Here is a 14,185-nt window from a genome sequence, read left to right as displayed (position 1 = left end):
TCACTCTCTCTCCATGTTCAGCGGGAAATGACAGGCGTAAAGATGATTTTTGGCCCCGGCCAGGCGCGGCGTCTCGATACATTTACGCTGAGCATAGGGGCACCGTGGCCCCAGACGGCAGCCAATCGGCAAGGATTCCAGCAGCGGAATCGCCCCTGGCAGAGTATTCAGGCGGCTCTTGTGCGGCATGGCGCTGCCAAAATCCGGAATGGCGCGGATAAGCGCCTGCGTGTACGGATGGTGCGGGGCGTTGATAAGATCTTCACTCGGCGCGGTTTCGACCGTTTGCCCGCAGTACATCACATCGATTTTGTCCGCCCATTTGCTGAGCATTTGCAGGTCATGGCTGATCAGCAAAATAGTGGTGTTGTTATTCTGGTTGAGACGCGACAGCAGGCGGAAAATTTGCGCCTGCGTGGTGGGCTCCATCGCGTTTGTGGGTTCATCCGCAATCAGCAAACGCGGCTGATTGGCCAGGGCGATGGCAATCATCACTTTCTGACACTCGCCGTCGGTCAGCTCATACGGGAAGCTGCGCATCGCGTCTTTGTGATCTTTGATCCCGACGCGGTGCAGGAGCTCAATCGCGCGACGCTTGCGCCAGCCCACGTGCTGCCACCAGCGGCCTTTAAAGGTCCAGCCGGGAATGTTCTGCATCAGCTGTTTGCCCACCCGTTCGGACGGGTCGAGACAGGACTGCGGCTCCTGAAAAATCATCGAGACGTTATGCCCGACCAGCTTGCGCCGCTCGCGAGGGGAGAGGCGCAGCAGGTCGATATCATCAAAGCGCATTCGGTCGGCGGTCACGCGCCAGTTGTCTTTCGCCACGCCGCAGATGGCTTTGGCAATCAGGCTTTTTCCGGAGCCGGATTCTCCCACCAGCCCGCGAATTTCACCCTCAGCGAGGGTGATGCTGATGCGATCGACGGCTTTAACCCAGCCTTCACCGGTTCTGAATTCAATGGTGAGGTTACGAATATCAAGAAGCGGCATTATTGCACCCCCGCGTTAATTGCACGGCGAATACCGTCGCCCAGCAGGTTGATCAGCAATACGCTCACCATAATCGCCGCGCCTGGCAGCATGACCGTCCACGGCGCAACGTAGATTAACTCCAGCGCGTCACCGAGCATCGCGCCCCATTCAGGCGACGGCAGCTGTGCGCCGAGGTCGAGGAAGCCGAGCGCAGCGATATCCAGAATCGCCATCGACAGGGCGCGGGTGATTTCGGTGACCAGCCCGGCGGCGATGTTTGGCAAAACGGCAAACCACAGAATGTTGAAGGTCGTCGCACCGTCCAGACGGGCCGCGACAACATACTCTTTCTCCAGCTCGTCGTGCACCATGCTGTAAACCGATCGCACGATGCGGGGCAGAATAGCCAGCCAGACCGCGAACATGGCATGCGACAGATGCGGACCGGCAAAAGCAACGACAATGATCGCCAGCAGCAGAGAGGGAATGGAGAGCAGCGTATCAAGAATGTGGTTAAGCACTGCCGAGCGCAGGCCGTGCGTGGAGCCCGCAAAAATGCCCAGCGCCAGTCCGCAGACAGTGGCCGCGAGCGTCACCACAAATGCGCCGCCTACCGTCGGGGCGGCACCGCTCAGCAGGCGGCTCAGCACGTCGCGTCCCAGATCGTCCGTCCCCAGGAAGAAAGAGACTTCACCGTAGCGGGACCAGGAAGGCGGCAGCAGCTGATAGCCAAGGAACTGCTGGTCAATGCCATACGGCGCAAACCACGAGCCAAAGACGCACAGCAACACCAGCCCGGCGCAGCCGTAAAGGCCGATCATTGCCGTGGTGTCACCATAGAATTTACGCCACACGGTACGCAGCACGCCGGGCGTGCGCTTTTCACTGTATACGCTATCGTAAGGCATACCATTCCTTATGCTTCAATGGGTTAGCCATAGCACCCAGAATATCGGACAACACGTTAACAATAATCACCAGCGAACCAATTACCATCACACCCGCGGAAATAGCCGCATAGTCCTGCTGGCGTATAGCGTTAATCAGCCACCGGCCCAGTCCGGGCCAGCTAAAGACCATTTCGGTGATCATGGCCAGCGTGAGCATGGTGGAAAACTGTAATCCCAGACGCGGAATAACCGGCGGCAGCGCGTTGTGCAGGACATTGCGGCGCAGTATGGTCAGGCGCGATAGCCCGCGCGTGGCGGCGGCTTTGACGTAGTTTTGATCAAACACTTCGATGGTGCTCAGGCGCATCAGGCGGATCACTTCAGTCGTTGGGGCCACTGCCAGCGTCAGCACCGGCAATACCATATGGCGCAGGGCGCTGACAATCATCTCATGGCGCCACACGGAATCGGACAGCCACGCGTCGATGATGGCAAACCCCGTCACCGTTTTCACCGTGTAGAGCAGGTCAAAGCGGCCGGAGACCGGGAGCCAGCCCATCGTCAGCGAGAAGAAAAGCGTCAGCAGCAGCGCCAGCCAAAAGACTGGGATGGAGAAGCCGAGCAGGGCGAGAGCGCTGATAAACTTATCCTGCCATTTATTGCGATAAATCCCGGCCAGCATACCCACGGGGATCCCGACCATCAGGGCAAAGCCGAAGGCCAGAATGCACAGCTCCATTGTGGCCGGAAAAACCTCTTTCAACTGCTCGGAAATCAGCTGCCCGTTAATGCTGGACACGCCAAAATCCCAGTGCAGCAGCCCGTTGAACCAGAAGAGCCAGGCATCCCATAGCGACGATCCCTGGAGCGGGGCGTGCGGCGTGAAATAGCTCAGGCTGAAGCCGACAAAGTTCAGGAAAAAGAGCGTCACCAGCAGCAACAGGAGCCGACGCAAGGTAAAAATAATCATGGTTTTTTCACCTCTTGTTCTTTTTCACGCGACACGCCGGCGAACGAGGCGTTACCGAACGGGCTCAGCACCAGGCCTTTAATATCATAGCGATAGGCCTGGAGACGCAGGGAAGAGGCCAGAGGCAGCACCGGCAGTTCCTGGGCCAGGATCTTCTGCGCCTCGTCATAGGCGTCGATGCGTGAGGCCAGCTGTTGGGAAGCGAGCGCTTTTTGCAGCACGGCGTCAAACTCCCTGTTACACCAGTGGGCGTAGTTAGTCTGCGAGTTTATTGCCGCGCAGCTCAGCAGCGGCCGGAAGAAGCTGTCCGGATCGTTACTGTCGGTTGCCCAGCCGGTCAGGGTTAAATCATGATTCATGTCCATCAGGCGCGCCTCCTGGAAACGGCCTTCAACCGGTACGATGATCACTTTTACGCCCACCTGCGCCATATCCGCCTGCAGCAGTTCGGCGGTCTTGAGCGGGCTCGGGTTCCACGCCTGGGAACTGGTCGGCACCCAAAGCTGCAGCGTAAGGTTTTCCGCCCCCAGCGCCTTCAGCTGTTCACGCGCTTTTGCCGGGTTGTATTCCGTAATTTTAGCCTCACCGTCATAGGCCCACGAGGCGCGCGGTAAAATTGAGGCGGCGGTTTCCGCCGTGCCGTAGTAGATCGACTGCATCAGGCGCTGGTTGTTAATCGCCAGCGCCAGGGCATGACGAACGGCAGGGTTATTCAACGGTGGCTTATCGGTGTTAAAGGCCAGATAAGCGATGTTCATGCCGGGACGTAACGTCAGGCGCAGGCGCGGGTCGTCGCGCAAAATGGTGAGCTGGCTGGCAGCAGGCCAGGCGAGCACGTCACATTCCCCGGTGAGAAGTTTCGACAGACGTCCTGTTCCGCCAGAACCCAAATCAACCACCACCTGAGGCATCAGCGGGGTACCGCGCCAGAAATGTTCATGGCGCTGCAGACGAATATATTGCCCGGCGCGGTATTCGGCCAACTGGAACGGACCGGTGCCGACCGGCTGGCGATCGAGCTGCTCCTGACGATCTTTCTTCGTCAGCTTCGCCGCGTATTCGGCAGACATGACGGACGCATAGTGGGTAGCCAGGTGCCAGAGGAAGGAGGCATCCGGGCGCGTCAGGCTGAATTCAACCGTCCGGTTATCCAGCTTGCGCACGCTTTTAACCGTATCAGCAAACTGCAGGCTGTCGAAATAGGGGAAGTTGCTGCCGTTAACGTTATGCCACGGGTGATTGCGGTTAAAAATACGCTGGAAGGTAAAGACCACGTCGTCCGCATTCAGCTTGCGCGTGGGGGTAAACCACGGGGTGCGCTGGAACGTGACGTCATCGCGCAGATGAAAACGGTAGGTAGCGCCGTTATCCAGTACTTCCCAGCTTTCCGCAAGCTCGGGTACCAGACGGTAGGTGTAAGGGTCGACATCAAGCAGACGATCGTAAAGCTGTGCGGCAAGGGTATCCACAATCAGGCCGCTGCCCGCTTTCTGCGGGTTAAAGGTATCAACCTGGCCGCTCACGCAATAGACGAAGCCGCTGTCACGAATGTCAGGCTGCGGCGTTTGCTCGGGCGCAGCTAAGGCCAGGCTACTGAACAGACCGAGTGCAAAAAAGGACGATAAAACCAGACGCATAATTTTTAAGGTATTTTATATGAAGTGGCTATCTTACTAATTTTAAACGACATTATCCAGTGTCGTTTATCCCTGAGGGCATCCTGGGGCAGGAGCGTTTGCAGTCGCTCATTCAGCATGCCTGCCTGATCGGCGTTCATACCAACTATCCACTTTGAATATACCTCATACACCATCTTAGCATTTTCACGGCCCATCTGACTCGCTATAAACGAAGGTTTCGCCCCGGCAGACGCCATCCAGTCAGTCACCGTATGGCTTAGCTGAAAAAAATAACTAAAGATTTCTTCCTGTAATCTTATGACTGACATTAATATTGGCGAATTGTCTTAAAATCCACTCATTGATATTAATTTCGACATGAAATTTCATAATAATGTGCACGGTGTTTATATCGCGCAAGCAACACGCAAGTATGCGAATTTTTATAGTGGATGCGTATTGTCATAAGAAATATTCAGTAAAAGCATGTTTGCCCAAGTAATTGTTGCCGTCATGATAATGATGGTTTATATACTGGCTCTCTGAGCCAGCAATTTGACTGAGCGAAAGGGGTGTCAGAGAAAAATGAAACTCTACAACGTTTAGGAAAATTACATATTTCATGTAATCGACCCGAATGTCGATTGCCTGTTAATTTGTTGGGTTTCGATATTCATCGTGATGTGGTTTCAATAATGACGTCTAAAAGTCACTTTAAAATGTGACAATGGCTAAGATATCAAAGGCTTATGGATGAGTAAACCCTTGCAGGTATTTAAGAATTTTACACATGCGCGCTTGCGGTTGTTTGTGATTATTGCTTTTTTCTCTTCAGTAATAAATGTGCTGATGCTTACGCCTTCAATTTATATGCTGCAGGTCTACGATCGCGCGCTGTCATCCGGGAATACGACAACCCTCTTTATGTTGACCTTGTTGGTGTTATTTATGTTCACCATCATGGCACTCATGGATTATGCCCGGGGCATCATCATTATCAGATTAGGTAATCAGTTTGATAATGCTCTTTCGCCTGTACTGTATACCGCAGCATGTGAAAGCAATCTCATTAAGCGTAGCCCTAATGCCGGGCAGGCTATCAGCGACCTCGCCGTCATACGCCAGTTTGTTACCGGTCCAGCGTTATTCGCCGTTTTTGATTCGATCTGGTTTCCAGTCTACATAGGCGTCATTTTTCTTTTTAATACCTGGCTCGGATTGTTCTCTCTTTCAGGCGCGTTTGTGCTGCTGGCTCTGGCTTTTATTAATGAAAAAATAACGCGTCAGCTTTTAAATGAAGCGGGTGGTTATGTCCTGGTGTCTAATCATCAAGCTAACAGCACCTTGCAATGTGCTGAGACGCTGCAGGCGCTGGGGATGACTGAAAACGTCAAGGCGCGCTGGTGGCGAGCACATCGACAGTTCCTTTACTGCCAGAGTGCGGCCAGTGAACGTGCTGTTTTTATGTCTGCCATCACCAAAACGGTACGTATGGCTCTCCAGTCGCTCATGCTGGGGCTTGGCTGCTGGCTGGCGATTCTGGGGGATATCTCGCCGGGCATGATGATCGCAGGCTCTATTTTGCTTGGAAGAGCGTTGGCACCGGTTGAACAACTCATCAGCGTGGCGAAAGGGTACCGGTCAGCTCGCCAGGCATGGGGGCGCATGGTTCATTTGACAAGCGAGTTTCCACCGGCGCTGGAGAGCATTCGTCTGCCGGAGCCACAAGGGCTGCTCACGGTGGAGAATGTCACCGTTTTCCCGCCGGGAAACTCCCGGCAGCCCATACTGCACAATATCAATCTGCGGGTAGAACCGGGTGAGGTGCTGGGAATTGTGGGGGCCAGTGCATCGGGAAAATCCTGTCTCGCTAGAGTGTTATGCGGTGTCTGGCCCGCCGGAGAAGGGGATGTCAGGCTGGATGGGGCAGATATTTATCAATGGCAGAAGCAGAAGCCAAGTCCCGGAATCGGTTACCTGCCGCAGGATGTTGCGCTCTTCACGGGAACCATCGCTGAGAATATTGCGCATTTTGGTGAGATCGATTCAACGCAACTGATCGCCACTGCAAAGATGGCCGGCATTCATGAAATGATTTTGCGCATGCCTGAAGGCTATAACACCCTGACCGGCGAGCAGGGTACGGCCCTTTCGGGCGGACAAAAACAACGCATTGGTCTGGCTCGTGCGCTGTACGGCAACCCGGCGCTGGTGATCCTTGATGAGCCCAACGCTAACCTGGATGAATCGGGCGAAAAGGCCTTACAGCAGGTCATCCGGCAGCTTAAACAGCAGAAGAAAAGCGTCGTCATCATTTCTCATCGTCCGGGTATTTTGCCGCTGACCAGTCACCTGCTCGTTCTGGAGGGCGGGAAATCAAAGCTTTATGGCCCGACAGAACAACTCTTACAGCAGTCAACTCGCCCGGTGAATCAGACCAAAAGCGTCCCCGTAGAACAAGGAAAAGTCCATGCATGATACCGATGCGCTGAAGACGCCTCTTGTTGACGTCATTCCATTTGTCCGCTTTGGCTGGATCGTGCTGCTGGCAGGCCTGGGCTCTTTTTTGTTCTGGGCTGCCCTGGCTCCTCTGGATAAAGGTGTTGTGTCATCCGGAACAGTGGTGGTCGACGGATACCGTAAGGCCATACAGGCTCCCATCGGCGGCGTGGTGACAAAAATCGCGGTCAAAGAGGGTCAGACTGTACATAAGGGCGACCTGCTCGTGATGCTCAGCCAGCAAACCTCACTCGCCCAGCTCTCCGCTGCGCGCCAGCATTATCTGACTTCGCTTATTGCTGAAAGCCGTCTTCGATCGGAGTTGGCTGGCATGCAAACGCTGACGTTGCCCCCTGAGGCAGAGGAAGAGGCTCTGCAGGATGCCATGAAGCCAATTGTCTTACAGCAAAGCCAGCTTATGCATGCCCGGCAGGAGGCGCTGAAAAACGCCCAGCAAAACGACGCTCAGGCCATCGCGGGGCTGGCGCGCCAGCGTGATTCTCTTGCCAGAACCTGCGAGACGAAAGAGCGAGGTCTCGCGCTGGTAAATCGTCAACTTAAAGACCTCAAGCCGCTGATGGAGGAAGGCTATTTTCCCCGTAACCGCTTTCTTGATATCCAGGTGCAATCTGCGTCACTGGCGGGCGAGGTGGGGGAAACTCGCAGCAAAATAGTGGAATTAGGTAATCAGATTGAGCAGCTTAAGCGCAGCATGCAACAGCGTTTGATTGACAACCGGAAAGATATTGAAACGCAGATCGATCAGCTTCGCCTGCAGGTAAGTGAGAGTAAAAAACAGCTGACGCTCTCCGATGTCGATCTCTCGTTGACCCGAGTCGTGGCACCACAGGACGGTGTGGTAATGAACCTCGCGCTTGCCAGCGATAGCGCGGTAGTGAGTGTGGGAGAGCAGCTTTTGGAGCTTGTCCCGCAGACATCCCCCCTGACTATAGACTCACATATCGATGTGGCCTTGATCGATAAAGTTCATAAAGGCATGCCTGTCACCCTGATGTTCACTGCCTTTAACCAGCAAAGCACGCCAAGGATCCCGGCCCAGGTATCACTGGTTTCGGCGGATCGCCAGACAGATCCCACTACCCAGCAGCCTTACTACAAGATTCAGATCGCCGTTTCGCCAGAGGGCATGAAAAAGCTGGAAAGTGAAGATATTAAACCCGGTATGCCGGTAGAGGTCTTTATTAAAGCCGGAGAGCGCTCGCTGTTGAGCTATCTGTTGAAACCGATTGTGGATCGAGCGACGCGGTCGTTCATCGAGGAATAATGATGCTGAGTGCACACTTTACACGCGTTTTATATTTTCTCGCACTGATGGCGCCGTTTTCAGCAGGTGCCTTGACACTTGCACAGGGCTGGTTTATGGCGCTGGATAACGATCCCCATTACCGTGCTGCCGTTAAGGATCAGCTTGCCGGGGAAGAATACATTCCCATTGGCCGAGCCGGGTTGCTGCCAAAAGTCAGCGTCAGCTATCAGCGCGCACCGCGTAACTGGCAGCGGCAGCAGTACCAGCAGTTAAATGTGCTGGGTGAGCGTTCTGAGGTGGTGCAGCATCAACAATATGACAGCCATTCGGGATCGCTTACCGTCGTTCAGCCGCTGTTTGATTACGACGCCTATGCGGGCTATCGCATCGGCATCATCAAAAAATTGCAGTCTGATGAACGCTACCGAAGCAGCCTGATTGACCTGCAAAACCGCTTCATTACCGCATGGCTGGATGTTGCTGAGGCACACCAGCGGCTTCAGCTTGCAGCCCTGCATCGCCAGGGTCTGGAAGAGCAGAAAAAGCAGACTCAGCGACAGTTTGAATCCGGAGAGGGGTCAATAACGGATGTCACGGAAACCGCGTCTGCGCTCAGCCTTGCTGTTGCTGATGAGGTAGAAGCGCGGGATACGCTTGATACGGCAAACGTTGCGCTTTCAGCGATAGTGGGCATGGTTCTGTCGGATACTTCAGCGCTGCCGATGCTCGGTGAAAAGCCCCTTAAGCTTCCGCTGGCATCGAGAGACTATCAATACTGGGAACGAAAAGCGTCCTCGCATAACCCCGATATTCTGTCTGCCGGGCACAGCGTGGAAGAAAAGCGCTATGAAATTGAACGCAGCCGCGCTGGCGCGCTTCCCCGAATACAGCTTTACGCAATGCATTCTGAGAACGACTCCAGCAACGATAACACCATCAATCAGAAATATCGTACCGACAGCATAGGAATGCGCGTCAGCATGGATTTGTTCTCCGGCGGAGGCGTGTCCGCTTCCGTGCGCCAGGCGGCGGCCCGCTATGAACAGGCAAAATATCTTCACGACGCGCAGCGGCTGGTTACCTATAGCGAAATCAAAAAATCATTAAATAAATGCCTTCATGCGCCAGAGCGCATTGCAGCCTATGCCTCCGCGGTGGAAGCCGCCAGGCGACAGGTTGAAGCGACCCAAAAAAGTATTCAGGCTGGCCAGCGTATGAATATTGATTTATTAAATGCGGAACAATCTTTCTATAAAACCAAAGTTGAGCTTACTGCTGAAAAACATGCTGTCATTAAAGCATGGGTCAGTTTGCTCGCGCAGACGGGTGAAATAAATAATGACAACGTTATGTTGCTTAATTCTTATTTCGCTCATTAATTGTCAATGTTAAACAGAGGGACAGACTATGCCTGTATTTGATTATCAGGGCGAGAAAAACACGCAGCTTATTAAGGAAGCGCTGACTATTGAAAGTATCAATTTTGGTGCGGCGACCTATGCTGATTATATCTATACGGAAGAAAATGGCTGGAATGTACTAGACGGTGCGACGCTCAACTATAGTGGTTGTACTAATCCCTATGGTGCTTTTTATGGCGAAAGTCTTCTTGAGTCGAGCGCCGAATGCAACGTCATGGGGAAATATGATGCTAATGGTAAGCTGGTGAACATAGGAATTAGCTTCTGGGGGACGGGCACTTACGCGGCCGCGCCTTCACTTCAGCATACCGTTAACACAGCGATGGATACCGTCAGCGATGTATTCTCTGCGCTAATCGACGGCTATGCAGATAACTATGTTCTCAATGCTTATAAAAACCTCATGAGTTCAGTGGCTGCGTTTGCCACCGCAAACGGCCTCACCGGTAATGACGTCATCGTCACCGGGCATAGTCTCGGTGGACTGGCTGTTAACAGCATGGCGACCCTTTCCGCGCAGGGCCAATGGGATAGTTTTTTTGAGGACGCGAGCTATGTCGCTTTTGCCTCTCCGACTCAGAACCTTGCCGATGATAAGGTTCTTAACATTGGTTATGAAAACGACCCCGTGTTTCGTGTTTTAACTGGCCATAGCCTGTCTCTGGACAGTTTATTTAATCATGACACTCCGCTTGAGACCTGTACCAACAACCTTGTCTCTTTTAATGATTACTATGCAGGCCTGACCAGCGATTGTCAGTTCTTTTCGATCGCGAATATGGCGTCGTGGGCCGGGCATTCAGGCCAGGGATATACGGACGGCGCGTTGCGAATTATGGATTCTGAAATCTATGATTTCACGCATCAAAACTCCAATATTATTGTTTCCAACCTTTCTGAGGCGTATCGCTCGACAACCTGGGTTTCTGATCTTAATAAATCCGTAACCCATGTTGGTTCGACGTTTATTATTGGTACAGAGTCGAATGATTTATTACAGGGTGGAAAGGGCAACGATTATCTTTGCGGGGGTGGGGGCGATGATAGTTTCAAAGACCACAGTGGCTATAACGTTATTTATGGCGGCGCGGGAAGCAATACCTACGTAACGGAATGTAATATCGCCGATTTTACCTTCAGCCACGACACCGAGGGAACGCTGTACTTTAAGTATTCCACCGGGGATGTTACTCGGGCAGAAGATATCCATTACGTTAATGCTGACCACACGTTGTTCAGCCTGTTTGGCATTAACTTCAACCAGAACGCTACATGGCAGGTCACCGGTTATGGGTTAGAAGGCGATAGCGGCTCAATCGCCTATGCGAAAAGCTATTATGCTGATACATCTAACAGTTTCACTATCTCGACCGCCAGTAATGACAGCTGGTTCTATTCAGGGGCAAATGACAGCGATATCAACATTGCCGGTAACAATAATAATGTTGTTTCCGGGTTTGCAGATGACGCCATTCACCTCAACGGCAGCGAAAACACGCTTCTCTTCTATGGTGATTTTGGTCACGACACTGTCTATAACCTCTCAACCAGCGACAGCCTGATCTTTATGGCTAACCAGAGTATTGCAGACAATGACAGTTATCTTAGCCATCTGTCGTTTGACGGTGATAATGCGTTACTGACCTATGGTGAGAGCAGTGTCACGCTAGTGGGTGTTAATACCGATATGCTTTCACAAATGCACATAGCGGTAGCATGAGTCTTATCCCCGCGGGATGCTCCGCGGGGATAAGTTCCGTCTAAACTTTTCCAACTTCATAGCGCTGTCGTCCGCTTCCGGCTGTCAGCGCATGTGATGTTTTTTGAGCAATGCCCTTAATTGATGGTAGGTCAGACCCAGCAGTTCAGCCGCGCGTTTCTGGTTATATTTCGCTGCCTTCAGGCTTTGTTCAAGCAGCCGTTGCTCCTGATCGTGCTGGAACTGACGCAGATCGAGAGGAAGTGAGGGCGCATCGCCCGCGGTCGCCGGTGCGGCAGCGGGTGACGTACTACGCTGAAAAGGATCGATAATGATGTTGTCCAGCTCTGTCTCGCTGCTCCCGTGGCGGTACACTGATCGCTCCACGACGTTTTTCAGCTCGCGGATATTTCCCGGCCAGCGGTAAGCAAGCAGCGTCTCCTGCGCATAATCGCTGAAGCCGGGGAACAGCGGCAGGCCAAGTTCACGGCACATCTGAATTGCAAACTGTTCCGCCAGCAGCATGATGTCGCTTTGACGCTCGCGCAGCGGAGGAAGCTGAACGACGTCAAAGGCCAGCCGGTCAAGCAGATCGGCACGGAATTTTTCCTCCGCCACCATCTCCGGCAGGTTGGCGTTAGTGGCGCAGACCAGGCGCACATTGACCTGCAGCGGCTGGCTACCGCCGACGCGTTCCAGCTCGCCGTACTCAATCACGCGCAGCAGTTTTTCCTGCACCAGCATGGGGGCGGTGGCCAGTTCATCAAGAAACAGCGTGCCGCCGTCGGCGCGCTCAAAGCGTCCGGGATGGCGTTTCTGGGCGCCGGTAAACGCGCCCGCTTCGTGGCCGAAAAGCTCGGTGTCGAGCAGGTTTTCATTCAGCGCCGCACAGTTAAGAGAAATGAAGGGGCCATCCCAGCGCCCGGATAAATAGTGCAGACGGTTGGCTATCAGCTCCTTACCTGTTCCACGTTCACCGATGATGAGCACCGGTTTATTGAGCGGTGCAAGGCGGGAGACCTGTTCCAGCACTTCCAGAAAGCTGTTTGCTTCGCCGAGTAAATTGTCTTTGTATCCAGGCATGATGAAATTAACCACTCCTTAGTGTTATTCACCAGGTAAGAATAGTCAGTCGCTGCCTGAAAATCAATCATGATGAGTAAAATCAATAAGATAAAAAGTTGGCATGGGATTTGTATTATCTGTACAGCAGGGCATCGCCCGATAACAGAAACATGAGGATTAGATTATGGGTATTTTTTCTCGTTTTGCCGACATCGTGAACGCCAACATCAACTCTCTGCTCGAGAAAGCGGAAGATCCGCAGAAGCTGGTACGTCTGATGATTCAGGAGATGGAAGACACGCTGGTCGAAGTGCGCTCTACCTCCGCCCGCGCGCTGGCTGAAAAAAAGCAGCTGACGCGTCGTATTGAGCAGGCTACCGCTCAGCTGAACGAATGGCAGGAAAAAGCGGAGCTCGCGCTGCGCAAAGATAAAGAAGATCTGGCCCGTGCGGCGCTGATTGAAAAGCAGAAGCTGGCCGATATGGTTGCTACGCTTGAGCATGAAGTGACGCTGGTGGATGACACGCTCGCCCGTATGAAGAAAGAGATTGGTGAACTTGAAAACAAGCTGAGCGAAACGCGCGCGCGTCAGCAGGCGCTGACTCTGCGTCACCAGGCGGCAAGCTCTTCCCGCGACGTGCGACGTCAGCTGGACAGCGGCAAGCTGGATGAAGCAATGGCGCGTTTTGAATCGTTCGAGCGTCGTATCGACCAGATGGAAGCGGAAGCCGAAAGCCACGGCATCGGTAAGCAGAAGTCGCTGGATCAGCAGTTCGCCGACCTGAAGGCCGACGACGAAATCAGCGTGCAGCTGGCGGCACTGAAAGCCAAAATGAAGCAAGATAACCAATAATAATGCCTGCGGCACCTGAGCGTGCCGCATCATAAGACAAGGAGTACACATGAGCGCGCTTTTTCTGGCCATTCCCCTGACTATTTTCGTGCTGTTCGTATTGCCGATTTGGCTATGGCTGCACTACAGCAACCGTTCTTCACGAGGCGAACTGTCCCAGAGTGAACAACAGCGTCTGGCACAGCTCTCCGAAGAGGCGAACAGAATGCGCGAACGCATTCAGGCGCTGGAGTCTATTCTGGATGCCGAACATCCAAACTGGAGGGACCGTTAATGTCTGGACTGAATCTGAACAAAAAGTTGTGGCGTATTCCGCAGCAGGGCATGGTGCGCGGCGTCTGTGCCGGGCTGGCCCACTATCTTGATGTCCCGGTAAAGCTGGTGCGCGTGGTGACGGTGCTTTCGATCTTCTTCGGTCTGGCATTTATTACCCTGGTGGCGTACATCGTGCTGTCGTTTGTCCTTGACCCGATGCCGGAAGGGGAGCTGGCTGCAGAAGGGGCTCCAACCAGCAGCGATCTCCTCAATGCCGTTGATGAGCAACTCGCAGCCGGTGAGAAGCGGCTACGGGAAATGGAACGCTATATCACGTCGGATACCTTTACGCTGAGAAGTCGTTTTCGTCAGCTTTAAGAGAGAAATGAGATGAAACAACACTGGCAACAGGCCGGTCAGAAGGTAAAACCCGGCCTGAAAATCGCAGGTAAACTGGTTCTGCTGACCGCGTTACGCTACGGTCCGGCGGGTGTGGCAGGCTGGGCGATAAAATCCATTGCCCGCAAGCCGGTCAGAATGGTGCTTGCCGTGGCGCTCGAACCGCTGTTGCAAAAAGTGGCAAAACGGCTTTCACGCCGCTATTTATCCTGAAAATTCTCACTCGCGCCAACCCCTTCTTTTCCCAAAGAAGGGCCAGGGACGAATAACCGC

General features: G+C 53.5%; 13 protein-coding genes. 8 read left to right on the top strand and 5 right to left on the bottom strand.

From position 1 onward, the window contains the following. Genes sapD through sapA form a run of 4 tightly spaced genes read right to left on the bottom strand, consistent with a single transcriptional unit; the run spans nt 1 to nt 4,472 of the window. Complete coding sequence (sapD, locus tag ACWHWP_RS13140) at nt 1–993, bottom strand: putrescine export ABC transporter ATP-binding protein SapD (protein ID WP_447855781.1); 993 nt, start codon at nt 991–993, stop codon at nt 1–3. Beyond that, nucleotides 993–1,883 carry a putrescine export ABC transporter permease SapC gene (sapC, locus tag ACWHWP_RS13135; RefSeq protein ID WP_047174190.1) on the bottom strand — a complete coding sequence of 297 codons (891 nt, stop codon included), beginning with the start codon at nt 1,881–1,883 and terminating at the stop codon, nt 993–995. The genes sapD and sapC overlap by 1 nt, the downstream gene beginning before the upstream one ends. Further along, the gene (gene sapB, locus ACWHWP_RS13130; protein ID WP_023335929.1) at nt 1,870–2,835 is read right to left on the bottom strand and encodes a putrescine export ABC transporter permease SapB; all 966 of its coding nucleotides are present in this window, start codon (nt 2,833–2,835) and stop codon (nt 1,870–1,872) included. The genes sapC and sapB overlap by 14 nt, the downstream gene beginning before the upstream one ends. Then, complete coding sequence (sapA, locus tag ACWHWP_RS13125) at nt 2,832–4,472, bottom strand: ABC transporter substrate-binding protein SapA (RefSeq protein ID WP_063956610.1); 1,641 nt, start codon at nt 4,470–4,472, stop codon at nt 2,832–2,834. Before sapA ends, sapB begins: the two co-directional genes overlap by 4 nt. Nucleotides 4,473–5,207: 735 nt before the next feature. Here sapA and ACWHWP_RS13120 point away from each other — a divergent pair. From ACWHWP_RS13120 to ACWHWP_RS13105, 4 genes are all read left to right on the top strand, one after another. Next, a complete protein-coding gene (locus ACWHWP_RS13120; protein ID WP_447855780.1) occupies nt 5,208–6,932 on the top strand; it encodes a type I secretion system permease/ATPase in 1,725 nt (574 codons plus the stop codon). Beyond that, entirely contained in the window at nt 6,925–8,238 is a 1,314-nt protein-coding gene (locus tag ACWHWP_RS13115) for an HlyD family type I secretion periplasmic adaptor subunit (RefSeq protein ID WP_447855779.1), read from the top strand. Before ACWHWP_RS13120 ends, ACWHWP_RS13115 begins: the two co-directional genes overlap by 8 nt. Nucleotides 8,239–8,309: 71 nt before the next feature. Beyond that, on the top strand, nt 8,310–9,599 hold the full coding sequence (locus ACWHWP_RS13110) for a TolC family outer membrane protein (RefSeq protein ID WP_235836420.1): 1,290 nt from the start codon (nt 8,310–8,312) through the stop codon (nt 9,597–9,599). Between the two features lie 28 nt (nt 9,600–9,627). Next, complete coding sequence (locus tag ACWHWP_RS13105) at nt 9,628–11,361, top strand: polyurethane esterase (protein WP_447855778.1); 1,734 nt, start codon at nt 9,628–9,630, stop codon at nt 11,359–11,361. An 84-nt stretch (nt 11,362–11,445) separates the two neighbouring features. Here the strand turns inward: ACWHWP_RS13105 and pspF are convergent, their stop codons facing one another. Beyond that, nucleotides 11,446–12,423, bottom strand: a complete 978-nt coding sequence (gene pspF, locus ACWHWP_RS13100) for a phage shock protein operon transcriptional activator (RefSeq protein ID WP_063431298.1) — start codon at nt 12,421–12,423, stop codon at nt 11,446–11,448. Between the two features lie 166 nt (nt 12,424–12,589). On the opposite strand from pspF, the gene pspA reads away from it, so the two are divergent. The 4 genes from pspA to pspD are packed head-to-tail and all read left to right on the top strand — an operon-like array spanning nt 12,590 to nt 14,125. After that, nucleotides 12,590–13,258 carry a phage shock protein PspA gene (gene pspA, locus ACWHWP_RS13095; protein WP_447855777.1) on the top strand — a complete coding sequence of 223 codons (669 nt, stop codon included), beginning with the start codon at nt 12,590–12,592 and terminating at the stop codon, nt 13,256–13,258. Nucleotides 13,259–13,307: 49 nt separating this feature from the next. After that, nucleotides 13,308–13,532 (top strand): envelope stress response membrane protein PspB, encoded by a 225-nt coding sequence (pspB, locus tag ACWHWP_RS13090; RefSeq protein WP_447855776.1) that lies wholly within the window; start codon nt 13,308–13,310, stop codon nt 13,530–13,532. Continuing rightward, nucleotides 13,532–13,891, top strand: a complete 360-nt coding sequence (pspC, locus tag ACWHWP_RS13085; RefSeq protein WP_447855775.1) for an envelope stress response membrane protein PspC — start codon at nt 13,532–13,534, stop codon at nt 13,889–13,891. Before pspB ends, pspC begins: the two co-directional genes overlap by 1 nt. Before the next feature lie 12 nt (nt 13,892–13,903). After that, a complete protein-coding gene (pspD, locus tag ACWHWP_RS13080; protein ID WP_047348288.1) occupies nt 13,904–14,125 on the top strand; it encodes a phage shock protein PspD in 222 nt (73 codons plus the stop codon). Nucleotides 14,126–14,185: the final 60 nt, after the last annotated feature.

The sequence above is a fragment of the Enterobacter sp. WI-ESBL-E8 genome, from assembly GCF_053364895.1.
The sequence above is the reverse complement of the archived record's forward strand: the minus strand, read 5'-3'. Positions and strand labels throughout refer to the sequence as shown.